General features: G+C 68.6%; 21 protein-coding genes. 15 read left to right on the forward strand and 6 right to left on the reverse strand.

The window, feature by feature from the left end; all coding sequences use genetic code 11:
• The first annotated feature begins 2 nt into the window (after nucleotides 1-2).
• From paaA to HA052_RS07965, 12 genes are all read left to right on the forward strand, one after another.
• Nucleotides 3-965, forward strand: a complete 963-nt coding sequence (paaA, locus tag HA052_RS07905) for a 1,2-phenylacetyl-CoA epoxidase subunit PaaA (RefSeq protein ID WP_166451507.1) — start codon at nucleotides 3-5, stop codon at nucleotides 963-965.
• Nucleotides 958-1,239: a 1,2-phenylacetyl-CoA epoxidase subunit PaaB gene (gene paaB / locus HA052_RS07910; protein WP_019104274.1), complete on the forward strand. Its 282-nt coding sequence runs from the start codon at nucleotides 958-960 to the stop codon at nucleotides 1,237-1,239. Before paaA ends, paaB begins: the two co-directional genes overlap by 8 nt.
• Complete coding sequence (paaC, locus tag HA052_RS07915; RefSeq protein WP_166451508.1) at nucleotides 1,236-2,006, forward strand: 1,2-phenylacetyl-CoA epoxidase subunit PaaC; 771 nt, start codon at nucleotides 1,236-1,238, stop codon at nucleotides 2,004-2,006. Before paaB ends, paaC begins: the two co-directional genes overlap by 4 nt.
• Nucleotides 2,003-2,524: a 1,2-phenylacetyl-CoA epoxidase subunit PaaD gene (gene paaD / locus HA052_RS07920; RefSeq protein WP_206118817.1), complete on the forward strand. Its 522-nt coding sequence runs from the start codon at nucleotides 2,003-2,005 to the stop codon at nucleotides 2,522-2,524. Before paaC ends, paaD begins: the two co-directional genes overlap by 4 nt.
• Nucleotides 2,525-2,534: 10 nt before the next feature.
• Nucleotides 2,535-3,602 carry a 2Fe-2S iron-sulfur cluster-binding protein gene (locus HA052_RS07925; RefSeq protein ID WP_166451509.1) on the forward strand — a complete coding sequence of 356 codons (1,068 nt, stop codon included), beginning with the start codon at nucleotides 2,535-2,537 and terminating at the stop codon, nucleotides 3,600-3,602.
• A gap of 22 nt (nucleotides 3,603-3,624) precedes the next feature.
• Nucleotides 3,625-4,806: an MFS transporter gene (locus HA052_RS07930; RefSeq protein ID WP_081549467.1), complete on the forward strand. Its 1,182-nt coding sequence runs from the start codon at nucleotides 3,625-3,627 to the stop codon at nucleotides 4,804-4,806.
• A gap of 76 nt (nucleotides 4,807-4,882) precedes the next feature.
• Complete coding sequence (locus HA052_RS27355; RefSeq protein WP_206118818.1) at nucleotides 4,883-6,082, forward strand: iron-containing redox enzyme family protein; 1,200 nt, start codon at nucleotides 4,883-4,885, stop codon at nucleotides 6,080-6,082.
• A gap of 112 nt (nucleotides 6,083-6,194) precedes the next feature.
• The gene (locus HA052_RS27360; protein WP_206118819.1) at nucleotides 6,195-8,960 is read left to right on the forward strand and encodes a 3-deoxy-7-phosphoheptulonate synthase; all 2,766 of its coding nucleotides are present in this window, start codon (nucleotides 6,195-6,197) and stop codon (nucleotides 8,958-8,960) included.
• Nucleotides 8,954-10,471, forward strand: coding sequence for an anthranilate synthase component I family protein (locus HA052_RS07950; protein WP_166451510.1), 1,518 nt, complete (start codon nucleotides 8,954-8,956; stop codon nucleotides 10,469-10,471). The genes HA052_RS27360 and HA052_RS07950 overlap by 7 nt, the downstream gene beginning before the upstream one ends.
• Entirely contained in the window at nucleotides 10,462-11,070 is a 609-nt protein-coding gene (locus tag HA052_RS07955; protein ID WP_166451511.1) for an anthranilate synthase component II, read from the forward strand. Before HA052_RS07950 ends, HA052_RS07955 begins: the two co-directional genes overlap by 10 nt.
• A 47-nt stretch (nucleotides 11,071-11,117) precedes the next feature.
• Entirely contained in the window at nucleotides 11,118-11,546 is a 429-nt protein-coding gene (locus HA052_RS07960; RefSeq protein ID WP_166451512.1) for an acyl-CoA thioesterase, read from the forward strand.
• Entirely contained in the window at nucleotides 11,543-11,935 is a 393-nt protein-coding gene (locus HA052_RS07965; RefSeq protein ID WP_081549478.1) for a RidA family protein, read from the forward strand. The genes HA052_RS07960 and HA052_RS07965 overlap by 4 nt, the downstream gene beginning before the upstream one ends.
• A gap of 238 nt (nucleotides 11,936-12,173) precedes the next feature.
• Here the strand turns inward: HA052_RS07965 and pdxR are convergent, their stop codons facing one another.
• Nucleotides 12,174-13,631: a MocR-like pyridoxine biosynthesis transcription factor PdxR gene (gene pdxR / locus HA052_RS07970; protein WP_206118820.1), complete on the reverse strand. Its 1,458-nt coding sequence runs from the start codon at nucleotides 13,629-13,631 to the stop codon at nucleotides 12,174-12,176.
• Nucleotides 13,632-13,903: 272 nt separating this feature from the next.
• Between pdxR and HA052_RS07975 the strand changes: the two genes are divergently transcribed.
• Complete coding sequence (locus HA052_RS07975; RefSeq protein WP_166451542.1) at nucleotides 13,904-14,521, forward strand: VTT domain-containing protein; 618 nt, start codon at nucleotides 13,904-13,906, stop codon at nucleotides 14,519-14,521.
• Between the two features lie 7 nt (nucleotides 14,522-14,528).
• Here HA052_RS07975 and dsbG read toward each other — a convergent pair whose 3' ends face one another.
• From dsbG to dsbD, 3 genes are all read right to left on the reverse strand, one after another.
• On the reverse strand, nucleotides 14,529-15,278 hold the full coding sequence (dsbG, locus tag HA052_RS07980) for a thiol:disulfide interchange protein DsbG (RefSeq protein ID WP_166451513.1): 750 nt from the start codon (nucleotides 15,276-15,278) through the stop codon (nucleotides 14,529-14,531).
• Nucleotides 15,279-15,285: 7 nt separating this feature from the next.
• Nucleotides 15,286-16,104 carry a TlpA disulfide reductase family protein gene (locus HA052_RS07985; RefSeq protein WP_166451514.1) on the reverse strand — a complete coding sequence of 273 codons (819 nt, stop codon included), beginning with the start codon at nucleotides 16,102-16,104 and terminating at the stop codon, nucleotides 15,286-15,288.
• 131 nt (nucleotides 16,105-16,235) lie between these two features.
• Nucleotides 16,236-18,005 carry a protein-disulfide reductase DsbD gene (gene dsbD, locus HA052_RS07990; RefSeq protein ID WP_166451515.1) on the reverse strand — a complete coding sequence of 590 codons (1,770 nt, stop codon included), beginning with the start codon at nucleotides 18,003-18,005 and terminating at the stop codon, nucleotides 16,236-16,238.
• Nucleotides 18,006-18,115: 110 nt separating this feature from the next.
• Here dsbD and HA052_RS07995 point away from each other — a divergent pair, with 110 nt between their 5' ends.
• Entirely contained in the window at nucleotides 18,116-18,781 is a 666-nt protein-coding gene (locus tag HA052_RS07995) for a response regulator (RefSeq protein ID WP_043642421.1), read from the forward strand.
• On the forward strand, nucleotides 18,778-20,094 hold the full coding sequence (locus HA052_RS08000) for an ATP-binding protein (protein ID WP_166451516.1): 1,317 nt from the start codon (nucleotides 18,778-18,780) through the stop codon (nucleotides 20,092-20,094). The genes HA052_RS07995 and HA052_RS08000 overlap by 4 nt, the downstream gene beginning before the upstream one ends.
• Here HA052_RS08000 and HA052_RS08005 read toward each other — a convergent pair.
• The gene (locus HA052_RS08005) at nucleotides 20,069-21,166 is read right to left on the reverse strand and encodes a ferritin-like domain-containing protein (protein ID WP_166451517.1); all 1,098 of its coding nucleotides are present in this window, start codon (nucleotides 21,164-21,166) and stop codon (nucleotides 20,069-20,071) included. The genes HA052_RS08000 and HA052_RS08005 overlap by 26 nt on opposite strands.
• A gap of 37 nt (nucleotides 21,167-21,203) precedes the next feature.
• Nucleotides 21,204-23,159 carry a hypothetical protein gene (locus HA052_RS08010; protein ID WP_166451518.1) on the reverse strand — a complete coding sequence of 652 codons (1,956 nt, stop codon included), beginning with the start codon at nucleotides 23,157-23,159 and terminating at the stop codon, nucleotides 21,204-21,206.
• Nucleotides 23,160-23,327 lie beyond the last annotated feature (168 nt).

Genomic DNA, 23,327 nt, shown 5'->3' on the forward strand with positions numbered 1-23,327 from the left:
GGATGGAGACGACGGACGATCTGGAAGCGCTGGAGCAGGCGTTTCAACAGCGGATAGACGGCGGCGAAAAGATAGAGCCGCAGGACTGGATGCCGGAGGCCTACCGCCGCACCTTGCAGCGGCAGATGGCGCAGCACGCCCATTCCGAATACGTGGGCATGTTGCCGGAGGGCGCCTGGATCACCCGCGCGCCCAGCCTCAGCCGCAAATGCATTTTGTTGGCCAAGGTGCAGGACGAGGCCGGCCACGCCCAGTATCTGTACAGCGCGCTGGAGAGCCTGGGCCTGAGCCGGGAGCAGGCTTACGGACAGTTGCTGGCCGGCGAGGCCAAGTATCTGAATATTTTCAACTATCCGGCCTTGAGCTGGGCGGACGTCGGCATGATCGGCTGGCTGACCGACGGCGCCGCCATCGTCAACCAAGTGCCCTTGTCGCGTTGTTCCTACGGCCCTTACGCCCGCGCCATGGTGCGCATCTGCCAGGAGGAGAGCTTCCACCACCGCCAGGGCTTTGATCTGGTGCGGCGGTTGGCGGAGGGCACGCCGGCGCAGCGGCGGATGGCGCAGGACGCGCTCAACCGCTGGTGGTGGCCGACGGTGATGGTGTTCGGCCCGCCGGACGAGGATTCGGTGCACTCGCAGCGCTCGATGCGCTGGGGCGTCAAGCTGTATTCCAACGACACTCTGCGCCAGAAGTTCGTCGATCAGACCGTGCCGCAAGTGCTGCACCTGGGCCTGACGGTGCCGGACCCGGATCTGCGTTTCAACCCGGACACCGGCCATTACGAGATCGGCCGCATCGACTGGGACGAATTCAACCGGGTGATCCGGGGCCAGGGCCTGTGCAACCGCGAACGCATCGCCAGCCGCCGCCGGTCCTGGGACGAGGGCGCCTGGGTGCGCGAAGCCGCCGCCTGCCACGCCGTCAAGCTGGCGGCGGGGCCGCAAGGAGAACGAGATGCATGAGTGGAAGCTTTGGGAAGTGTTCGCGCGCAGCCAAAACGGCGTGGCGCACCGCCACGTGGGCAGCGTGCAGGCCAGCGACGCGGCGATGGCGCTGCAGCACGCGCGCGACGTGTTCACCCGCCGCGGCGAGTTCGTCAGCTTGTGGCTGGTGGCCGCCGAAGACCTGGTGAGCAGCGGCGAGGTGGAGCGCGCGCCGTGGTTCGAGACCGCGGCGGACAAGGGCTTCCGCCACGCCACCTATTACGAGGTGCCAGAGGGAGTGCAACACCTGTGACCCTGCATCCGGAATTGAAAAACCTGCGCGCGGAATACCTACTGCGCCTGGGCGACAACGCGCTGATTCTGTCGCAGCGCTTATGCGAATGGTGCGGCCACGCGCCCACGCTGGAAGAAGACCTGGCGCTGAGCAATGTGGCGTTGGACTTGCTGGGCCAGGCGCGGCTGTGGCTGGACGCCGCCGGCCGCGGGCTGACGCCGCCGCAGAGCGAGGACGATCTGGCCTACGGCCGCGACGCCCAAGCCTTCCGCAACGTGCTGCTGGCGGAGCTGACCCGCGGCAATTTCGCCGACACCCAGATGCGCCAGTTCCTGTTCGACAGCTGGCATTGCCTGCTGCTGCGCGAGCTGTCGGATTCGGCGGACGCGGAAGTGGCCGCCATCGCCGCCAAGGCGTTGAAAGAGGCCACTTACCACCTGCGCCGCAGCAGCGGCTGGGTGGTGAGGCTGGGCGACGGCAGCCGGCAAAGCCGGGAATTCTGCCGGCTGGCGCTGGAGCGCTGCTGGCATTACGTGGGCGAATTGTTCGAGATGGACGAACTGGAGCAGGCGATGCTGGCCCAGGGCGTGGGCTGCGACCTGGCCGCGCTGTACCCGGAATGGCTGGCCTACGTCAACGAAGTGCTGGCCGCGGCCACGCTGGAGCCGCCGCGCGCGGCGCCGGCGGTCAGCGGCGGCAAGCGCGGCGCGCACGGCGAGGCGCTGGTGGCCCTGCTGATGGAGATGCAGTTTCTGACCCGCGCCCATCCGGGAGCCGGCTGGTGAGCCGGGTGCACGGCCTGGAGGTGCAAAGCGGCACCGAGCGCGTCTGGGAATGGCTGGCCGGCATTCCGGACCCGGAGATGCCCTACGTCTCCATCGTGGACCTGGGCATCGTGCGCGACGTGCGCTGGGAGGACGACGCGCTGCGCGTGGTGGTGACGCCCACCTACAGCGGCTGCCCGGCCAAGGCGCAGATAGACAGCAATATCCGCCAGACCCTGCAAGACCGGGGCGTGGAGGCGGTGCGGCTGGAAACGCGGCTGCATCCGGCCTGGAGCACGGACTGGCTCAGCGAAAGCGGCCGGTCCAAGCTGCGCGCCGCCGGCATCGCCCCGCCCTTGCCGGCGGAGCCGGGCTGGCAGCGCTTGAGCTTCGTCGCCGCCGCCGCGCCGCGGGTGTCCTGTCCGCGCTGCGGTTCCGACGCCACCCGCCCGCAGGGCGAATTCGGCGGCACCGCCTGCAAGTCGCTGTATCAGTGCGACGCCTGCCGCAATCCGTTCGAGCACTTCAAGAGTTTATGAGGGAGCAGCCATGCCGCAGTTTTACCCCTTGCAGCTGACCGAGATCCAGCGAGACACGCCGGACAGCCTGCTGTTGACGCTGGAGCCGTCGGAAGAACACCGCGACCGCTTCCTCCACGAGCCGGGCCAGCATCTGACCCTGCGCGCCTGGCTGGACGGCGAGGAAGTGCGCCGCAGTTATTCGCTGTGCAACGCGCCGGACGCGCCCAAGCTGCAGCTGGCGATCAAGCGGGTGGCCGGCGGCCGCTTCTCGCAATGGGTGCACGACAGCCTGGGGCCGGGCGCGATGCTGGAAGCCTTGCCGCCGTCCGGCCGCTTCGGCCTGCCGGCGGCGCCGGAAACGGCCCGCCATTACGCCGGCTTCGCCGCCGGCAGCGGCATCACCCCGGTGTTGTCTATCCTGCAGGCCACCTTGCTGCGCGAACCGCTCAGCCGCTTCACCCTGGTTTATTGCAACCGCAACCTGGCCTCGCTGCAGTTCCGCGAAACGCTGGCGACGCTAAAGGACCGCTACCCGGCGCAGCTGTCCCTGATCTATCTGTTCAGCGCGGAAGAGCAGGAGATCGAGCTGTTCAACGGCCGACTGGACCGCGAGCGCTGCCTGGCGCTATTGCGCGGCTGCCTGCCGGCGGCCTCCATCGACCACGCTTACGTTTGCGGCCCGGCCGGCATGATGGCGGCGGTGAGCCAGGCGCTGAGCGAGAGTGGCCTGCCGCCGGAACGCATCCGCAGCGAACACTACGCCGCGGCCCTGGCCGCCGGTCCGGCCCGCGCCGAGCGCGCGTTGGCGGACAGCCCGGAGCGGGTGCGGGTGACGGTGAGGATGGACGGCATGCAGCGCCAGGTGGAATTGGGCGCGCCGGTGGACAACCTTTTGGACGCGCTGCTGCAAGCCGGCGTCACGCCGCGCTATTCCTGCAAGGCCGGCGTTTGCGCCACCTGCCGCTGCCAGGTGCTGGCCGGCGAAGTGGATATGGAGGCGCCGCACGCATTGGCGCCCGAGGAGGTGGCCGCCGGCTATGTGCTCAGCTGCCGCAGCCGCCCGCTGACTTCAACACTGGCGCTGTCATTCGACTGATCCGCGCCTAAGGACACACATCATGACCTCTCAAAACGCCCTGTCCCGCTGGGCGCTGACCCTCTATTGCCTGGCCACCGGGTTTTCCGTGGCGGCGGTGGTCTACCACCAATCCATGACGCAGCTGATCGCCGTCTCCTTCGGCCTGTCCGCGGACTCGCTGTGGGGGCTGTCGGTGGCCACTCAGTTCGGCTACGGCGCCGGCCTGGTCCTGGGCTTGCCGCTGGGCGACATGATCGCGCCGCGCCGGCTGATCCCCGCCGCCATGCTGGCGCTGGGCGTGGTGCTGCTGCTGGTGGGCATCGCCCCGTCGCCTTGGCTGATGGTGCTGCTGTGCGGCCTGGCCGGCCTGCTGTCCATCGCTGGCCAGCTGTTGCTGGCCTACAGCGCCAAGGCGCTGGCGGCGGAGCAGCGCGGGCGGGTGGTGGGCAGCTTGCTCACTTCTTTGTTCGCCGGCCTGCTGCTGGCGCGGGTGCTGGCCGGCTGGGGCGGCGAACATATCGGCTGGCGCGGCATTTATCTGGTGGTGGGCGGCCTGACCTTCGTCATCGGCCTGGCGCTGCGCGGCTGCATCGGCGAGGTGCCGCTGGCCGGCCAGCTGCGCTACGGCCGCATGCTGAGCCAGCAGGGCGCGCTGTGGCTGAAGCTGCCGGAGCTGCGCCGTCTGGCGCTGGTGGCCGCCTGCTTCTTCGCCGCCTCCAACGGCATCTGGGCCAATTTGTCCTCGCTGACCCATTCCACCCTGAACTGGAACGCCGGCCAGACCGGCCTGCTGGCCTTCACCTCCATCGCCGCGCTGCGCGCGCCGTGGTTGGCGCAACGCCTGCAACGGCGGTTGGACTGGCACGGCGTGATCGCGCTGCTGGGCATCGCCATCGCCGCCACCTCGCTGGCCGGCGTCTGGCTGGGCAGCCAGGTGCTGATGATCGTGGCCTTCCTGATGGTGACCGATCTGGGCGTGCGTTCGGTGCAGACCATCGCCCAAGGCCGGGTACTGGGCATAGACCCCGCCGCCGCCTCGCGGCTGAACAGCTTGTTCATGACGGTTTTCTTCTTCGGCGCCGCGCTGGGCTCCTGGTTGGGCGGTATCGCCATCCACCGCTTGGGCTGGGCCGGCATGTATCTGTTCCCGGCCGCCTGCGCCGCTGCCGGGCTGCTGTTCCTGAGCTGGCGCAACCCGGCGCTGCGCTTTGCCCGGGCCTGATTTCGCAACACCGCAACACCTGGACGCCGCGGCGCTTTCCGCGCCGCGAACCGCACACTTCGATTGGGAGATGAACATGGAAGCATTGTTGGAAAAAAGCGGCAGCAAGACCCCGTTGATCGCAGGCATGAGCTTGATCTGGGCCGACTGGCTGAAAGAAGAAGACCTGCAGGGCCTGGTGGAGCACCCGCTGCTGCAAGCGCTGGAGCGCAATGAGGCCAGCCTGGCCGCCGTGCGCACCCTGCTGGTTCAGCACAGTCATTACTCGCGCCACTTCACCCGCTATCTGTGCGCGCTGATGGGCCAGCTGAGCGACCCGGCCGACGTGATGGCGCTGATGGAAAACATGCGCGAGGAAATGGGCGTGGACGGCGGCAGCGCCATCACCCACGCCGAAATGTTCCAGCGCACCTTGCGCGTGGTGGGCGCGGTGCCGGCCTCGCACGCGCCGCTGCCGCAGACCCTGGCGATGGTGGACACCATGATGGGCCACTGCCAGTCCTCGGACGCGCTGGCCGGCCTGGCCGCGATGTGCCTGGGCGCGGAAGCCATCGTGCCGCTGATCTACCGCCCCATCCTGCAAGCGCTGCAACACCACGGCTTTGGCGAGGACGCCACCGAGTTCTTCAGCCTGCACATCGAGGAAGACGAAGACCACGCGCTGACCATGCTGGCCATCATGCAGCGCCTGACTCTGGACCAGGACGCGCGCCGCGAGCAAGCCATCGCCGTGGGCCGCGAGCTGATCGCCCGCCGCGTGGCGATGTTCGACGCCATCTGGGCGCATTGCCAGGCGCAGCCGGCCGCCGCGCCCGCCGCGGCCCCGGCCGGCCATTTCTCCTCCGCCGATTTCTGGCGCGTGCCCAGCCAGTTGCAGGCCCAGTTGCCGGCGCGGCTGAGCCACGAGCAGGTGATGGCAGCCAGCCAGGGCGGCGACCAGGCCTTCTCCTCCGAGCGCAAGCACAAGGTGCACATCGTCGATCTGCCCAGCCGCACCATCAGCCTGACCATAGGCCGGCTGGAAGAGGGCGAGGCCACCCGCCTGCACCGCCACAACTACGAGACGGTGATCTACGTCACCCAGGGCCAGGGCTATTCCCGCATCGGCGACCGCCAGGTGCCGTGGCGCGCCGGCGACGCCATCTACGTGCCGGTCTGGGCCGAGCACCAGCACGTCAACACCGGCGCGGAGGAGTGCGTCTACCTGGCCTGCGAGAACGCGCCCTTGTTGCAGAACCTGGGCGGCATCGCGCTGCGCGAGGAACTGAGCGCCTGAAGCCCGGCCGCGTCTCCCGCCCCCGGGCGGCGCGGCCCGCCAGCCTTGCCCGGCGCAAGCGGCTCTTGCCGGGCGGGCTTTTCCCAATCAGCACCCGATAAACGAGATCCCGATGCTGACACTATCCAAAGCCTGGAGCCCAAGCAGCTGGCAGGCGAAACCGCACACGCAAATGCCCGATTACGACGACGGCGCCGCGCTGCATGCCGTGCTGTCGCGTCTGAGCGCCTATCCCAATCTGGTGCCCTCCGCCGAAATCCGCCGGCTGCGCGCCGCGCTGGCCGGCGTGGCGCGGGGCGAGGGCTTCGTCATCCAGGCCGGCGACTGCGCCGAGCGCTTCGCCGGCCTGCGGCCGGACGTGCTGGGCGGCCACTACCGCCTGCTGGAACGCATGGCCGCGGACCTGGGCCAGGCGCTGCAACGCCCGGTGCTGCGCATCGGCCGCATCGCCGGCCAGTACGCCAAGCCGCGCAGCCAGCAGCAAGAAGCGCTGGGCGGGCTGAGCTTGCCCAGCTACCGCGGCGACATCATCAACGGCGTGGAATTCGCCGCCGCCGCGCGTGCCCACGACCCGCAGCGGCTGGAGTCCGCCTATTTCCACGCCGCCGCCAGCCTCAACTACCTGCGCGGCCTGGACCGCGAGGCCGCGCCGCGCGACAGCGGCTACTACGTCAGCCACGAGGCGCTGCTGCTGCCCTATGAACAGGCCCAGCTGCAACAGGACGAGCGCGGCGACTGGTATTGCGGCTCCGGCCACTTCCTGTGGGTGGGCGAACGAACCCGCCAACTGGACGGCGCGCACGTGGAATTCCTGCGCGGCGTGAACAACCCCGTGGGCGTCAAAGTGGGCCCCGGCATGGAGCGCGACGAGCTGCTGCGCCTGATCGACGCGCTGAACCCGGACAACGAGGCCGGCCGGCTGACCCTGATCACCCGCTTCGGCGCGGCGCAGATCCAGCGTCTGCCGGAACTGCTGAACGCGGTGCGCGCGGAAGGCCGCCACGTGTTGTGGCTGTGCGACCCGATGCACGGCAACGGCGTGCAAGCGGCCAACGGCGTGAAGACCCGACGTTATGAAGACATCCTGGCCGAGGTGGAGGCCTTCCTCGCCGCCCACCGCGACTGCGGCAGCCACGCCGGCGGCGTGCACCTGGAATTGAGCGCCCTGGACGTGACCGAATGCCTGGGCGGACCGGAGGCGCTGGCCGAGGAAGACCTGGGTCGCGCCTATCACAGCAGCTGCGACCCGCGCCTCAACCCGCGCCAGGCTCTGGCTTTGACCGACCGGCTGATCGCCGCGCTGACCCAGCCCTCCGGCGCGGCGGCGCGGCCGGCGCAGGACGCGGCCGCTCCGGAGCCTCTGATCAATCTGGCCGAGCGCCTGGCCGCCAGCCGGCCGGACAGCGACCGGCTCTGCTTCGTCGGCCCCGGCTTCAGCCTCAGCTACCGCCAGCTCAACCGCGCGCTGCGCCGCCAGGCCGCCTGGCTGCAAACCGAAGGCGTGGCCGCCGGCGAGCGCGTGCTGATCGCGCTGGACGACGGCCCGGAGCTGGCGGTGGCTTTCTACGCCGTGCTGGCGGTGGGGGCGCTGCCGGTGGTGGCCAATCCGCGGCTGGACGCCGCCTCGCTCCACCATCTGCTGGCCGACGCCGCTCCGGCGCTGTGCCTGGGCCAGTCCTCGCAGATCGCGGTGTGGCCGGCCGCGGCCAAGCTGCGGCTGCTGGACGCCGGCGCTCATCTGGAATGGTTGGTCGGCGACAGCCCCGACGACGATTGGGACGATTTCGCGCGCCAGCCGGAAGACGCGCCGGCGCTGATCCAATACACCTCCGGCAGCACCGGCCAGGCCAAGGGCGTGGTGCACAGCGCCCGCTCCATGCTGGCGGTGTGCTCGCACTTCGCCGCCGGCCAGTTGCGGCTGGGCGCGGACGACGTGTTGTATTCGGCGCCCAAATCCTTCTTTGGCTACGGCATGGGCAACAGCCTGTTCTTCCCGCTGTATCTGGGCGCTTGCGGCGTGCTGGACGGCGCCTGGCCGTCGGCCGAACGCGTGGCCGGCGTGCTGCGCCAGTTCCGCCCCACCGTGCTGTTCGCCGTGCCCACCCTGTACCGGCTGCTGCTGGAACACGGCCTGGAGCCGTCCGACGTGGCGATCCGGCTGGCCTTCTCCGCCGGCGCCCCGCTGTCCGCGCCTTTGGCGCGGCGCTGGCGTCAGCGTTTCGGCTTCGATCTGCACGACGGCATCGGCGCCACCGAAATGTGCCATGTGTTCGCCACCAGCTATCCGGACGCGCTGCGCGCCGGCAGCGTCGGCCGCATGTTGCCGGGCTGGGAGGCGCGCATCGTCGACGCCGACGGCCGGGACGCGCCGGCCGGCGAATGCGGGGTGCTGCTGGTCAAGGCGCCCAGCCGCGCGCTGGGCTACTGGCGGCGTCCGCAGGAGGAGCAAGAGCGCTTCCAGGACGGCTGGTATCGCACCGGCGATCTGTTCAGCCGCGACGAGCACGGCTATCTGAGCTTCCACGGCCGCGAGGACGACCGCTTCAAGGTGTTCGGCCGCTGGGTGGTGCCGGTGGAAATCGAAAACCTGCTGGCCGCGCTGCTGCCGGAACTGGGCGACGCCTACGTGGTGGCCGCGCCGGACCGCGACGGCGAAGCCCGCCCGGCGCTGATTCTGCGCGCCGGCGACGACAGCGAGGCGCTGGCGCGCCTGGTGCACGCCACGCTGGAAGCCCATCTGGAAAGCTATAAGCGCCCGGCGCTGGTGCTGGCGCTGGAGGAGATCCCGCTGAACAAGAACGGCAAGCCGGACCGGCGCGCGATGGCGCAGCTGGCCGCCCGGGAGCAGGCGGAGCGCAAGGAGGAAAAAGTATGCTGAGCGAAGAGGACTTTCTGCGTTACGGCGACCACGGCTTCAGCCTGGCGCCGCTGTGGCGGACCCTGCCGCTGCCGGCGGGCGCGGACCCGCTGGCGCTGTACCAGGCGCTGGCCAACCAGGGCCAGGACTATCTGTTTGAAACCGGTCACTGGCGGGACGGCGCGTTTCAGCGCGCTTATTCGGTGATCGGCCTGCCCTGCCGCGAGCGGGTGGAGCTGGACGAGGGCCGGCTGCGCCATTGGCGCGACGGCCAACTGCTGCGCGAGCTGGAGTGCGCGGACCCGCTGGCGGAACTGGCCAAGCTGCAACAAGGCTGGCGCGCGCCGCACTTCAGCGCCTTGCCGCCGTTTTCCGGCGGCCTGTTCGGCTATTTCGGCTTCGAAACCACTCGCCTGATCGAGCCGCGGCTGCGCCGCCAGCCGCGCAAGCCCTCCGGGCTGGCGCTGCCGGACGCCTTGCAATGGCTGAGCCTGGACTTGCTGGTGTTGGACCACCAGCAGGCCAGCGTCTACTGCATCGTCCACGAAGCCACCGAGGCGGCCGGCTACGCGCGCGGCCAACAGCGCCTGCTGCGGTTGTGCGAGCAAACCCGCGCGCTGCTGGCGGAGCCGCCCGCGCCGCCGCCGGCTTTCGCCGCGGACGCGACGGCGGACCCGGCCTTGGATTACGCCTTTTCGCGCGAGGACTTCCAGCAGGCGGTGGGCCGGATCAAGGACTACATCGCCGCCGGCGACGTGATGCAGGTGGTGTTGTCCCAGCGCATGAGCCAGCCCTTCGCCGCCGACGCGCCCACGCTGTACCGGGCTCTGTCCGGCCTGGGCGAAACCCCCTATCGCTACCTGCTCAATCTGGGCGACGCCCAGATTGTCGGCGCTTCGCCGGAGATGTTGTTCCGCCAGCAAGACGAGCGGATCACCAGCCGGCCCATGGCCGGCACCCGCCGCCGCGGCGCGGACGCGGCGGAAGACCAGGATTTGCGCCGCGAACTGCTGGCCGATCCCAAGGAAATCGCCGAACACATGATGCTGGTGGACCTGGCGCGCAACGACCTGGGCCGGTTGGCCGAGTTGGGCAGCGTGCAAGTGGACGAACTGTTGACCGTGGAGCCCTTCTCCCACGTCATGCATATCGTTTCCACCGTGTCCGGCAAGCTGCCGCAACAGGCGCAGGCGCTGGACGTGCTCAAGAGCACCTTCCCGGCCGGCACCCTCAGCGGCGCGTCCAAGGTGCGGGCGCTGGAAGTGATCGCCGAGCTGGAGCCGCATTCGCGCGGCGTCTACGGCGGCTCCATCGGCTATATCGGCTGGCGCGGCAACGCCGATCAGGCCATCACCATACGCACCGGCGTGCTGCAAGACGGCCGGCTGCATGTGCAGGCCGGCGCCGGCGTGGTGCAGGACTCGCTGGCCGAGCGCGAATGGCAGGAAACCCTGGAAAAAAGCCGGTTGATGCTGCTGGCGGCCAAGCTGGCCGCGGCGGCGGCGCGGCAAGAGGAGGCGATATGCATTTGATGATCGATAACTACGATTCCTTCACCTACAACGTGGTGCAGTACCTGGGCATGCTGGGCGCGGACATCATGGTGAGGCGCAACGACGAGATCAGCCTGGAGGAGATGGAAGCGTTGCGGCCGCGCTCGCTGATCGTCTCGCCCGGACCCTGTTCGCCCGCCGAGGCCGGGGTGTCGCTGGCGGCGATTCGCCGCTTCGCCGGCCGCCTGCCCATCCTCGGCATCTGCCTGGGCCACCAGTGCATCGCCGCCGCCTTCGGCGCGCAAGTGCGCCGCGCCGACGAAGTGCTGCACGGCAAAGTGTCGCGCCTCCATCACGACGGCGAGGGCCTGTTCGAAGGCCTGGCCGACGGCCTCAAGGTGGCGCGCTATCACTCGCTGGTGGCGGACGCGCTGCCGGAAGATCTGGTCGCCACCGCCTGGGCGCTGCGCGCCGACGGCGGCCGGGGCGAGATCATGGCGCTGCGCCACCGCAGCCTGCCCATTCACGGCCTGCAGTTCCACCCGGAATCGGTGCTGACCGAACAAGGGCTCAGCATGCTGGGCAATTATCTGAAGCTGGCGGAGCGCGCCGCGCAAGCGGAAGCCGAACCCGTCTGACACACGCAAGGGGCGGCCATGGCCGCCCACGCCAAGAAAGCGACAAGATGCAAGACCCCCATTTTTCCAAGGCCTACCCGATCCGCTTCTCCCACTGCGATCCGGCCGGCATCGTTTACTTTCCGCAATACCTGGTGCTGAGCAACTGGCTGGTGGAAGACTGGTTCACCGAAGGGCTGGGCATCAGCTTCGCCGACTTCATCGGCCCGCGCCGGCTGGGCCTGCCCATCGTCAAGCTGGACTGCGAATTCCTGCGCCCGTCCCGCCAGGGCGAGCAGCTGACGCTGCAGCTGCGCGTGGCGCGGTTGGGCGGCAGCTCGCTGACCCTGGACATCGAAGGCCACGCCAACGGCGAGCTGCGGCTGCGCTGCCGCCAGGTGCTGGTGCACATCTCGCTGGACAGCGGCGCCGCCATCGACGCCCCGGCCGACGTGCGCGCGGCCTTGAGCGGCTTGCTGGAGGAGGCGGCGGCATGATGCAAATTCTGCAACCGCCGGAATGGGCGCGCCCGCGCGGCTACGCCAACGGCATCGCCGCGCGTGGCACCCTGGTGTTCACCTCCGGCCAGCTGGGCTGGGACGCGGAAGAAAAGCTGGTGGGGCCGGGCTACGCCGAGCAGGCGATCCAGATCCTGAAGAACATCGTGGCGGTCCTGGCCGAGGCCGGCGCGCGGCCGGAGCATCTGGTGCGGTTGACCTGGTATGTGTCCGACCGCGACGCTTATTTCGCCGAGGCCCGGGAAGTGGGCCGCGCCTACCGGGAGCTGATCGGCCATTTCCCGGTGATGAGCGCGTTCCAGGTGGCGTCTTTGATGGTGCCGGGGGCCAAGGTGCAGATCGAGGCGACGGCGGTGATTCCGGATTGAGGCTTGCTGGGCAGGATGGTTTGGCCGGGCGGGGCCCTTGGGCGACGCCCGCCAAGCCCCGCCGTTTCAGCCAGCGACATCAAGAGAGCCCGCCCTTAGAGCCTGTTCAAAGTCTCGCGAGCAAGGGCGAGACAAGGCGAAAACGAGCGAAAAAGCGGAATGTACACGTGGTACATGAGCATTTTGAGCTTGTTTTCAACGCCGTATCGCTGAAGCGCAGCAGACATTGAACAGGCTCTCAGCCGCCCGGCGGCAAGGACCGGCCCTCCAGGCACAGGCGCAGATTCCGCGCCTGTTGCGCGGCCTGCTCCGGCGTGGCCACGTTGGCGAAACCGAACAACAGCCCCTTGCCGCAATCCGCCTCCAGTGCCCGCGCAGACAGCGCGGCGATGCCGAAGCGCTCGCGCTTGGCGCGCTGCGCCAAGGCGATGTCATCCTCCGCGCGATCCAGCCGCGCCAGCAAATGCAGGCCGCAGGCCGGCACGTCGAAACTCATGCGCTCGCCGAACGCTTGCCGCAGGCTGGCGATCACCAGCTCGCGGCGCTGGGCGTAGGCGGAGCGCATCTTGCGCAGATGGCGGATGAAGTGTCCTTCCTGCATGAAATCCACCACCACCCCCTGATTCAACAACGGACAGCCGTCGTGCCAGGTGTGGCAGGCGGCGTTGAAGCGCGTCAGCAGGGGCTTGGGTACCACTAGATAGGCCAGGCGCAGCGCCGGGCTCAGCACCTTGCTGAAGCTGCCGACGTAGAGCACGTTGTCGTTGGCCCCCAGGCTGGCCAGCGCCGGCTGCGGCCGGCCGTCGTAGCGGTATTCGCTGTCGTAATCGTCTTCGATGATGAAGGCGTTGTTGTGCTCGGCCCAGGCCAGCAGCTCCAGACGCCGCACCAGGGACAGCGACACTCCCAGCGGGCTTTGATGCGCCGGGGTCACCAGCGCGAAACGGGCGTGCGGCGCCCTCTCCTTGGCGGCGGCCACCTGCATGCCGTCCCGGTCCACCGGCACCGGCACCAGCTCCGCGCCCATTTCCGCCATCAGGTGGCGGCTGGGTGGGAAGCAGGGGTCTTCAATCCACACCTGATCCAGCGGCCGCAGCAGGGTGCGGCCGATCAAATTCAGCGCGCCGCGGTAGCCGGCGGTGATGAACACCTGCTGCGGCGAGCAGTCCAGCCCGCGCGACAGGTGCAGATAGGCGGCGATGGCCTCGCGCAGCGGCCCGTAGCCGGCGGGTTGCGGATAGGATAGAAAACGGTTTTGCAGCCGCAACTGGCGGGTGTTCAGGCTGGCCCACAGCTTGCGCGGGAACAGGTCCAGCGCCGGCAAGCCCAGCTGATAGGGCAGGGGTTGCCAGTCGGAGGCGGAATCGAACAAGGACAGGCTGGCCGGACGCGGCGCCGGCGCGTCCGGCGGGCGGGGCTGTTGCATGCGCACTTCCGCCAGCCGCGGCGACACCACGGTGCCGGCCTGGCCGCGCGCTTCCAGATAGCCTTCGCCTATCAATAATTCGTAAGCCAATTCCACGGTATTGCGCGACACTTGCAGCTCGCCGGCCAGCGCGCGTATGGACGGCACCCGTTGTCCCGGCGTCAGGCTGCCCTGGCTGATGGCCTGGATGAAGCGTTGATACACTTGGCGGTACAGCGGCAGCGCGTCATCCTGACTGGATAGCTCCGGGGCGGCAAGGCCGGCGCTCACGTCGGCGCTCCCGCGCGCGGACAGGGGGATAAGAAGGGGGCTTGCGGCAACTGAGGCATGGCGGCTTCCTGAAAGCGGTTTAGTTTGAAAGTCGATAGCCGTTGCAGAATCAATTCTGACATTTGCTGTCATCATTAAAAACAAAACGATATGCCCATGTCAAATTAAGATTCCGCGGCCGCGCCAGCAGGCCGGGGAAACATCCGCCCGGCGCGGCGGTCAAGCACTAGACGCGACGAATTCATTGAGGCAAGGAGAGCAGTGTGTTGACCATGGGGTTTCTGAGCTGGTTGTTCGGCGATGAGAATCTGATGTCCCTGCTGGCGCAGAACTGGGCGCTGGGGGTGTGGATCGTGGCCGCCATCGTGTTTTGCGAAACCGGTCTGGTGGTCTTGCCCTTTCTGCCCGGCGACGGGCTCTTGTTCGCCACCGGCGCCTTGCTGGGCGCGCAGGGCGTGTCGCCGTGGTGGCCGATGGGGCTGATCACGCTGGCGGCCATCCTGGGGGATTTGCTGAATTACAGCATCGGCCGTTCCGCCCTGGGGCAGACGCTGATCCGGCGCGGCTGGGTCAAGCCCCAGCATCTGGCCAAGACCCAGGCTTTTTTCGACCGCTACGGCGCGCCCACCATCACCATCGGCCGTTTCGTGCCCATCGTGCGCACGGTGGCGCCGTTTCTGGCCGGCTTGTCCGGCATGTGTCCGCGCCGCTTCGCCTGCTACAACGTGTTGGGCGCGGTGATCTGGTGCGGCGGGCTGGTGTCCATGGGCTACTGGCTGGGAGCGATTCCGTGGGTGCAGGACAATATGCTGTGGCTGGTGCTGAGCATGGTCGCGCTGCTCTTGCTGCCGCCCTTGTGGCAATGGCGGCGCAGCCGCCGGAACAGCTGAGCCGGACTCAGCGCGGCCCTAGCAGCTGTTGCAGCGTGGCAGCCGTGGGCGCGCCCTGCACTTTTTGCAGCTGGCCCTGGGCGTCGCGGTAGAAGGAGGCCGGGGTGGCGAACACGCCGAAGCGTTCCATCAACTGTTGGTTGGCCGCCAGTTTGGCGCCGACGGCGGCCGGCGGTTTGGCCAGCGGCTGGATTGAAGCGCCGGCTTCGTGGCGCGCCAGCGCGGCGGCCGGGTCCGGCGCGGCCAGCAGGGCGGCGGCCTTGGCCGGGCTGTCTTCGGCCAGCAGGCCCACCAGGATGTGGCGGATCTGGACCTTGCCGGCCTGGACCCAGGGCCGGGCGTCGCGCCAGAGTTGTCGGCAGTACGGGCAGTTGGGATCAGTGAAGGTGTAGATCACGCGTTGGGCGCCGGTCTTGCCGTCGGCGATCCAGTGGCTGGTCTCCAGCTGCCGCCACAGCGCGGCGCTGAATTGCCGGTCCAGCAGCTCGGGCTTCCATTTGTCGCCGCGGGCGTCGGTGACGTTGCCGACGATGGCCTGCTGGCCGTCCGCGGTCAGGTAGACGGCCTGTGGGCGGCCCAGGTAGAGCGAGGCGTAGCCGGTGAGCCCGGACGGGCCGGGAAAGCTGCCGAGAATTTCATAGCCCTGGGCCTCCAGCGCCTGGATAGGCGCCGGCCAGGGCTGGGCGTGGGCCGGGAGGGCGTTCAGGCTGAGCCAGAGCGCCAGCGGCGCCAGGCGGAGAACGAGCGGAGTGGTCATGGTGCGCTTATTCCTTGGAGGCTGGGCGGGCGAGCGTTTGCAGTTTGCTGGCCAGGGTGGCCGTGGAGAGTTCGCCCAGATGGACGGAGGCCAGACGTCCGTCGGCGTCGAAAAACAGCGTGGTGGGCAGCGCCACGGAGCCGTATTCCCGGCCCAGAGCGCCGGCGGGGTCCAGCAGCACGTGCTGAAGCCGCAGCGGCTGTTTGCGGAAGAAATCGCGCACCGCGACTTCGTCCTCGCCCTGGTTGGCGAAGAGGAAGCGCACGTCGGACCTTTGCTGTTGGGCGTCTTGCAGCAGCGGCATTTCCCTCAGGCAGGGCGGACACCAACTGGCCCAGAGGTTGAGCACCACCGGCTTGCCGCTGGCCAGGGCCGGCAGCGAGGCGGGCGGGCCGTCCAACTGGCGCAGTACGCGCGGAGACAGCGCGGCCTCGGTGCCGCTTTGTTGCAGCGCTTCGCCGCCGGCCCAGACCAGCGCGCCTGTCAGGACGGCGGCGGCCAGCGGGCGACGCCGTTCCGGCCGGCGCCAGCCGCGCCACGCGGCCAGGGCGAGCGCGGCGGCGATGCCGGCCCAGGGCAGAAAGCCGCCGTCGCGCAGGTCCAGCATCGCCAGCGGCTGGTGGGCGTACAGCGAAAACCAATACAGGACGAAACCGACGCGCGCGGCGACGAAGCCCCACAGCAGCATGTCGTTGAGGTGGGCGGCCACGCTGGCGCGGCGGCCTCGACCGGCGAGCAGGCCGGCGCCGTGGGCGGCCAGCCAGGCGGCGACGACGATGGTCAGGCTGGTGGGAATGGCCAGCGGGCCAAGGTGGAAAGAGAGCATGGTTCAGTCCTGTGCCGCGCGGAGCGGGGTGGCGGAGGCTCCCTCTTCGCGCCGGCCGCTTAAGATGGCCGTGCGCGTGGCGGGGGCTGTTTTTTTAATCGTTTGAATAGACTGGGCCCTTTCCAAAAGATTCAGCGGGCCCGCCGCGCCTGGCTCAGGCGTTCGAGAAAGGCGTCCGGGCCCAGCGCGCCGACGATGCGCTGGGCGCGGCGCTCCTGGCCGTCCGGGCCGATCAACAGCAGCGTGGGCGGGCCTATCACTTGGCGCGAGGCCAGCAGCGCGGCGCTGTCCGGGCCGGATTCGGTCACGTCGGGCCGCAGCAGCGTCATGCCGGCCAGCGCTTGTCGCACGAGGGGATCGCCAAACACCTTGTGCTCGATTTCCTTGCAGGCCACGCACCAGTCGGCGTAGTAGTCCACCAGCGCCCACCGGCCTTGGCGCGCGGCCTCGTCCAGACCCTGTTGCAGAGAGCGGACGTCGCGCACGGTGACGAAGCCGAGTTGTTCCATGCCGGCGGCGGGCGTGGCCGCGGAGGAGACGAAGGCGAGCGGCCGCAGCGGATCGCTTTGCCCGGCGGCCGCGCCGATCAGCATCGCCGCCGCCCACAAGCCCAGCAGCGCCGCCGCGCCGCGCAGCGTCCATTGGCCGGGGCTGGCGCGCCAGGGCCGGCTCAGCGTCAGCAGGCCTATGGCGACGGCGAACAGCCACGCGCCCCACAAGGCCAGGCTGGCCGCCGGGGGGAGTACGCGGCCGAGGAACCAGATCGCCATGCCCAGCAGCAGAAAGCCGAACACCGCTTTGACCCGATTCATCCACAGGCCGGGGCGCGGCAGCAGCTTGGCGCCCAGCACGCCCACCAGCAAGAGCGGCACGCCCATGCCCAGGCCCATGGAGAGCAAGGCCAGGCCGCCTTTGAGCACGTCGCCGCTGTCGCTGATGTAGAGCAGGGCGCCGGCCAGCGGCGCGGTCATGCAGGGGCCCACCAGCAAGGCGGACAGCACGCCCATCGCCGCCGAGCCGCCCAGGGTGCCGCCGCGCTGGCGCTGGCTGGCCATGGCCAGCCGGTCTCGCAATACCGCCGGCAATTGCAGCTCGTAAACGCCGAACATGGCCAGCGCCAGCAGGATGAAGAGCGCGGCGAACAGGCCCAGCGCCCACGGCGTTTGCAGCGCGGCCTGCAGATTGGCGCCCATGCTGGCGGCCAGCGCGCCCAGCGCCGCGTAGGTCAGCGCCATCGGCAGCACAAAGGCCAGAGCCAGCAACAGGCCGCGCCGCGGCGTGGCGCCGCTGCCCACGATCAAACTGCTGAGAATGGGCACCATCGGCAGCACGCAGGGGGTGAAGGTCATCAGCAGGCCCAGGCCGAAGAAGGCCAGCAAAACCCAGCCCGCGCCGGATTGCGCCAGCCGCGCCGCCAGCGCCTGGTCTTCGCCCAAGGCCGGCGCGGCGGGGGCTGCGTTTACAAACCCAGCGATGGCGGTTTTCACCGCCTTGCCGCCGCCGGACAGCTCGACGACGCGGTGCTGCGGCGGATAGCACAGCCCGGCTTCGGCGCAGCCTTGCCAGCTCAGCGTGAGGCGGCGCGCCTGGCCGGCCTGCACCAGCAGCTCCAGCCGCTGGTAATACACCTCCGATTCGCCAAAGAATTCATCATGGATGGTTTTGCCGGCAGGCATCGCCGGCGGCGGGACGCTGCCGACGGGTTCGGCCGCGATCTTGATGTTCTTGCGATACAGGTAATAGCCGTCGCGGATGTCCCAGCGCAGGCGGACCTGGCCGTCGCCCAACTCGCTGACGCTGAGGCGGAAGGCCTGTTCCGGGGGCAGAAAATCGGTTTGCGCCTGGGCGGCGGGCATCCAGAGAAAAAGCAGCAGCAACAGGCTGCGGAAAATGAGCGGCATTGCGGTCTCCATGGCGATGAATGCGCACAGCCTGGGCGCCGGGGATTAAGCCGCCGTTAACAATGGGATAATCCGTCGTCGGCAAGCTGGCGGCGACAAGGAGGCAGGAAATGCGGGTGTTATTGGTGGAAGACAACGAGTTGATCGCGCTGGGCATCGTCGCCGGGCTGCGCGCTCACGGCCTGACGGTGGACGCGGTGGGCAGCGCGGCCCAGGCCGAGGCGGCGCTGGCGACGCTGGACGCCGATTTGATGATTTTGGACCTGGGGCTGCCGGACGAGGACGGCATGCGCTTGCTGGCGCGCTTGCGCGCGCGCGGAGAGGCGCTGCCGGTGCTGGTGTTGACCGCTCGCGACGCGGTGGAGGACCGGGTGGCCGGCCTGCGCGCCGGCGCGGACGACTATCTGCTCAAGCCTTTTGATCTGGACGAACTGGTGGCGAGGCTGCACGCTTTGCGCCGGCGCGCCGCCGGCCGTTGCGTGGATGTGATCGAGGACGGTCCGCTGCGGCTGGACCCGGTGCGCGGCGAAGTCTGGCTGCACGGCCGACCGGTGGCGCTGGCGCGCCGCGAACTGGCGCTGTTGGCGGCCTTGATGCAGGCGCGGGAGCGGATTCTCAGCGCAGAGCAGCTAAAGGACCGGCTCTATGACTACAGCGAGGAAATCGAAAGCAACGCCTTGAACGTGCATATCCACCATTTGCGGCGCAAGCTGGGGCCGGCGGTGGTGGAGACGGTGCGCGGCCTGGGCTATCGCTACGGCAGGGCCGGCGAATGAGCTTGCGTCTGCGCTTGTTGTTATGGATAGGGGTGTCGCTATGCCTGTTGTGGAGCGGCGTGGCGGCCTGGACGCTGCATGATCTGGACCGGCAGATGCGGCTGACGTTGGACCGGCGGCTGGCGATGTCGGCGCAGATGGTGGCCGGCCTGATGGAGCAGTTGCCGGCGCCGCCGCCGCGCGCCTTGCCGCGTTTCGAGGGCATAGGCGCCGGCATTGCGTGTCAGATCGTTTCCGTGCGCGGCGAGGTGCTGGCGCGCACGCCGGGCGCGCCGGATACCCGCGCCGATCCGGCGCCGGGCTATGCCGAACAAACCCTGCGCGGCGAGCGCTGGCGCAGCTATACGGTGGTGGCCAACGGCTTGCGGGTGACCACGGCGGACCGGTTGACCGAACGCGACGCGATGTTGACGGATATCCGCTGGGCCGCCGCCGTGCCCTTCCTCGCGGCCTTGGCTGGCAGCCTGGTGGCCTTGTGGCTGGGCGTGAGCCGGGGCTTGAGTCCGCTGGAGCGGCTGCGCCGCGCCTTGGCGCGCCGCGCGCCGGAGGCGCTGGAGCCGGTGGCCACTCAGGGCTTGCCGCGCGACGTGTTGCCGCTGGCGGACAGCCTGAATCAGCTGCTGCGGCGCGTGGGCGAGGTGTTGCAACGCGAGCGGCGTTTGACCAGCGACGCCGCCCATGAGCTGCGCACCCCGCTGACGGCGATCAAGACCCACCTGCAAGTGGCGCGCATCACTCAGGGGCCGGACGCGGCGCAGGCGCTGGCCCACGCCGCCGAAGGGACGGAGCGTTTGCAGAACACCTTGGGGCAGTTGCTGATGCTGGCGCGCTTGGAAGGGGCTTTCGATTGGGAAGAAGGCCCTCCGGTCCGCGCAGACGAGGTGGCGCGGCTGGCGATGCGCGACGCGGAGCCCGCGCCGCCGCGGCGCATTGTGTGCGGCCCGTTGCCGGAGGCCACGCTGGCCTTGCCTCAGGCGCTGGCGGCCACTGCGCTGCGCAATCTGCTGGACAACGCTTTGCGGTATTCGCCGCCGGACGCGCCGGTGCGTTTGGAGGCCGCGTTGAGCGAGGCGGGCTTGCGTTTTGAAGTGCGCGATCAGGGGCCGGGATTGACGGCGGCTCAACGCGAGCAGGCCGCGCAGCGTTTTTGGCGCGGGCGGCATGCCGGTGCCGGCAGCGGCCTGGGCCTGTCCATCGTCTCCGCGATCGCAGGGCGTTTTGGCGGCCGACTGGAACTGCTGGCCGGCGAGGAGGGCGGGCTATGCGCCGCCCTGACGCTGCCGGCGCTCAGTTCGACTGATGAAGGCGCATGAACGGCGGCGCGGCCACCACGTCCGGTATGCTGCTGCTGACCGGGTGCTGCATCACCTTCTGCGCCACCAGCTTCAGTTCGTACATGATGCCGATGGCGGCGTCCAGCTGCCGCGGCTCGCCGTTGAAGGTGCGGTCCAGCGCGGCCAGCAGGTTTTGGTAGGCCTGGTAGAACTGGGCGCCGCTGACGGCCGCGCCGCTACCCGCCGGGTAGTCTGAAAGCGCGGCGTTGGGCAGCAGGTTGAACACCCCGGTTTCGTCCAGCGGCACCGGCTCCCCGGTGTAGGACCAGCCGGAGGGGCTGGAATAGTCCCGGATCAGCCGCTTGCCGTAGTAGATTTCGCCAAACTTGAAATAGTGAGCGTAGCCGCCGCCGGCCTCGTCCTTGGGGTTGATCCAGTCCTCCTCCACCTGCACGCCTTCGCCCTGGCGCACGATGGTGTTGATCACCGCCTGGGCGCTGGCCATGTCGTAGACCTTGCCGTCCGGACAGCCCGGCACCTCGTGCGGGAACCACTGGCCGACGTCCACCTGTTCGTCCAGCCGCGGCTGGGCGAAGCAGTCGTGGCCGTGGTTTTCCAGGTATTGCAGCCGTTCCAGGATGGCCTGGTAAAAGCGGCCGATGGAGTCGAAGCCGGGTTGGTTGTCGACATAGGCCAGGGTTTCGCCGGGCAGGACGGCTTGGGTGTCCGGGCGTTCTATCTCCATGAACACTTCCTGCGCCTGCTGCCGGCTCAAGGCCTTGAGGGTGACGATGAGGCCGGTGTCCACGCACATCGGCAGCGGCCCAGGGTAATTGAGCGCCAGGCCGTCTTCGACGACGCGGGGGTTGCCGCCGATGGCGATCAAGGTGTTGGCGGCCAGGGTCATGTGCAGCATTTCCTCCACCACCACCGATTGCACCAGCGCGCGCGCTTCCTGGTTCTGGCCGGGCTTGATGGAGAACAGCGCGGTCAGATAAGTGGGAATGGTGGACAGCTCCAGCCGCACCGCGCCGGCCAGCATGGTACGCATATGTTGGATGTGGTCGGCCTGACGCAGTTCGTCCATCAGTTCTTGGCGTATCTTCAGCATGGCTTGGTTTCCTTGGAAAGGGATGCCGGTTGGACGCTCAGGCGTCGTTGCCCTTGCGGCTCTTGCTCGTGCTGAGAGAGCCGCGGGTGGCGGCGATATCGGCCTCGCTGGGCGGAGCGCTCTGGCGCAGCGGGCAGCGCTTGCCGTACATCCGCTGACGGTCGAAGGTTTTGCCGGTGCGGTCTATCACGTTCTGGAAGTAGTTGATCAGCATGCGCCGCTTGCTGGCGGACAGATCGCGCGTCACCGGCATCTGGTCCGGGTCCTCGATAGGCTTGTCGAAAACAAAGCGCATGATGAAGGCGCTGGCATCGGCCACGGCTTGCTTGGAAAAGTCGAACAGGCCCTGGCTCATCACCGGGTAGAGGTTGGCGTATTGCTGCAGGATGGGCTGCACGTCTTCCCAGCGCGGATTGTCCAGGTCTATATCCTGGCCCGGCTGCGGGAAGCTGCTGAAAACCACCACCGCGAAGTTGTCGAAGGGCTGTTGCAGCGCCGGATCGGAGCCGGCCAGATTGTAGGTGATGGTGAACAGCTGGCCGTCCATGTATTCGCGCGGGGTGCCGAAGCTTTCCGGTCCGTGCAGGGTGACGGTGGCCCGGCCGGCCTGATCGGTGATTGGCTCCGCCGGGCTGATGCGGATGGCGGCGTTGGGCACGTTGTTGACTGGCAACAGCGCGCGAGGGGTGGTGCCCTGGGTTTTGTCGGCGGGGGTGTCGCTGTAGTCCAGCATGGGCGCACCGGCCCAGAAAGCCAGCGCCGCGCCGGCCAGCGGCTGACCGTAACGCGCCGCGTAGATATGGGTGTGCTGGTGGTTGCGATCTGGATTGTTTGGGTCCAGGCGGATGGCGAAGTCTTCGGCGCGCACCTCGTTGCCCAGCAAGGCCTCGCGTACGCAGACCACGGCGCGGCCCTCCACGCCCACCGGCTGGACGATGGCCAGCGGCAAGGGCTGATTGGCCAGCCGCAGTTGTTCCTCGGTCAGCGGCACCGATTGGATGCCGGCCTGCTGGTCTTGCAGCGCTTGCGAGGTGTCCACGCCGGCGATGGCGGTGTAGTCGTCAGGCCCTATCTCCGCGTCCTGCGCCGTCCATTCATTGTGCAGGACGGCGTACTGCAGCGACGGCAGCGCCACCACCTGATAACGGCTGTCCAGCGGCAACGCGTTGCTCAGGTCCACTTGCAGGCTGGCGGTATCCTGATCCAGCCAGGAGGAGAAACAGCCGATGCCGTTCTGGCTGGCAAGGTCGTTGTGTTGCTGCGTGGTCGGCATGAAGCGGCGGCCCAGGATGAAGGAGCGCGGCTGGCCGAGATAGGCCGGGCCGATGGCGCCGAGCACGGTGCCGTAGCCGAAGCCGGGATCGCTGTAGTCGGTGCTGTAGCCGTAGGTGGACAGCCGGATGGAGAGCCGGTCCTGTTCGCTCAATTCGATCAGCCGCGCCAGCAGCGGGCTGTCGAAACCGTCCAGATGCCACTGGATATTGATGAGCACGGATTGGAAGATGGCGGAGGCAGCGCTGTCGCCCTGGCTTTGGGCACGGGAAAACCACAGATCGCGGAAGGGGTTGCTCTGGTAGTCGGCGGTCATCAGCGGCGTGCCGTCCGGCTTGAGCAGCGACACCGCCAGGCCGTAGATACTGGAGGCCAGCTGCCAGTCCGGGTCCAGGTCCACCATCTTGCCGGACGGTTTGCCGATGGCGTTGCCCACGCTGCAGGACAGCAGCGGGTCTTGCGCCGGATTGGTGACCAGAATGCCGCTGGGCCCGCGCAAGCTGGTCACTTGGCAGTTGGCGAAGCGCATGATGGCGGTGCCGGTGGGATGCCACCAGCCGTTGTAGGTTTTGGTGCGCCCGTCCGCTCCCGCTTGTTGGTATTCCTGGAAACGCGGTTCGAAGGTGGCGTTGTCGTAATGGCGCGGGTCGTTGTTGACGGTGGAGACATCTGACTGGAACTGGCCGGAAAAGGCCAGGCGGGGGAACTGCAGATAGCTCATATTGGCTCCTTGCTGGCCGGAAAATCCGCGGAAGGCTATAGCTGGCGATTTAATTCCATAGGCATAGCGCGGGTATAGGCAGCGCTGACCATAAGGGCAATGTTCTTTAGGACAGGTGAATGCCGGGAGCGGTGTGGCCCGGCAGGGAGGCGGGGCTTAGAGGCCGTT

The sequence above is a fragment of the Chromobacterium fluminis genome, from assembly GCF_011602385.1.
GTDB classification, from domain to species: domain Bacteria; phylum Pseudomonadota; class Gammaproteobacteria; order Burkholderiales; family Chromobacteriaceae; genus Chromobacterium; species Chromobacterium fluminis.

Bases quoted from the DNA above. Each gene is read 5' to 3' on its own strand.
- paaA (WP_166451507.1), top strand. From the start codon at position 3: ATGGAGACGACGGACGATCTGGAAGCGCTGGAGCAGGCGTTTCAACAG.
- paaB (WP_019104274.1), top strand. From the start codon at position 958: ATGCATGAGTGGAAGCTTTGGGAAGTGTTCGCGCGCAGCCAAAACGGC.
- HA052_RS07925 (WP_166451509.1), top strand. From the start codon at position 2,535: ATGCCGCAGTTTTACCCCTTGCAGCTGACCGAGATCCAGCGAGACACG.
- HA052_RS07930 (WP_081549467.1), top strand. From the start codon at position 3,625: ATGACCTCTCAAAACGCCCTGTCCCGCTGGGCGCTGACCCTCTATTGC.
- HA052_RS27355 (WP_206118818.1), top strand. From the start codon at position 4,883: ATGGAAGCATTGTTGGAAAAAAGCGGCAGCAAGACCCCGTTGATCGCA.
- HA052_RS27360 (WP_206118819.1), top strand. From the start codon at position 6,195: ATGCTGACACTATCCAAAGCCTGGAGCCCAAGCAGCTGGCAGGCGAAA.
- HA052_RS07950 (WP_166451510.1), top strand. From the start codon at position 8,954: ATGCTGAGCGAAGAGGACTTTCTGCGTTACGGCGACCACGGCTTCAGC.
- HA052_RS07955 (WP_166451511.1), top strand. From the start codon at position 10,462: ATGCATTTGATGATCGATAACTACGATTCCTTCACCTACAACGTGGTG.
- HA052_RS07960 (WP_166451512.1), top strand. From the start codon at position 11,118: ATGCAAGACCCCCATTTTTCCAAGGCCTACCCGATCCGCTTCTCCCAC.
- HA052_RS07965 (WP_081549478.1), top strand. From the start codon at position 11,543: ATGATGCAAATTCTGCAACCGCCGGAATGGGCGCGCCCGCGCGGCTAC.
- HA052_RS07975 (WP_166451542.1), top strand. From the start codon at position 13,904: ATGGGGTTTCTGAGCTGGTTGTTCGGCGATGAGAATCTGATGTCCCTG.
- dsbG (WP_166451513.1), bottom strand. From the start codon at position 15,278: ATGACCACTCCGCTCGTTCTCCGCCTGGCGCCGCTGGCGCTCTGGCTC.
- HA052_RS07985 (WP_166451514.1), bottom strand. From the start codon at position 16,104: ATGCTCTCTTTCCACCTTGGCCCGCTGGCCATTCCCACCAGCCTGACC.
- dsbD (WP_166451515.1), bottom strand. From the start codon at position 18,005: ATGCCGCTCATTTTCCGCAGCCTGTTGCTGCTGCTTTTTCTCTGGATG.
- HA052_RS07995 (WP_043642421.1), top strand. From the start codon at position 18,116: ATGCGGGTGTTATTGGTGGAAGACAACGAGTTGATCGCGCTGGGCATC.
- HA052_RS08000 (WP_166451516.1), top strand. From the start codon at position 18,778: ATGAGCTTGCGTCTGCGCTTGTTGTTATGGATAGGGGTGTCGCTATGC.
- HA052_RS08005 (WP_166451517.1), bottom strand. From the start codon at position 21,166: ATGCTGAAGATACGCCAAGAACTGATGGACGAACTGCGTCAGGCCGAC.
- HA052_RS08010 (WP_166451518.1), bottom strand. From the start codon at position 23,159: ATGAGCTATCTGCAGTTCCCCCGCCTGGCCTTTTCCGGCCAGTTCCAG.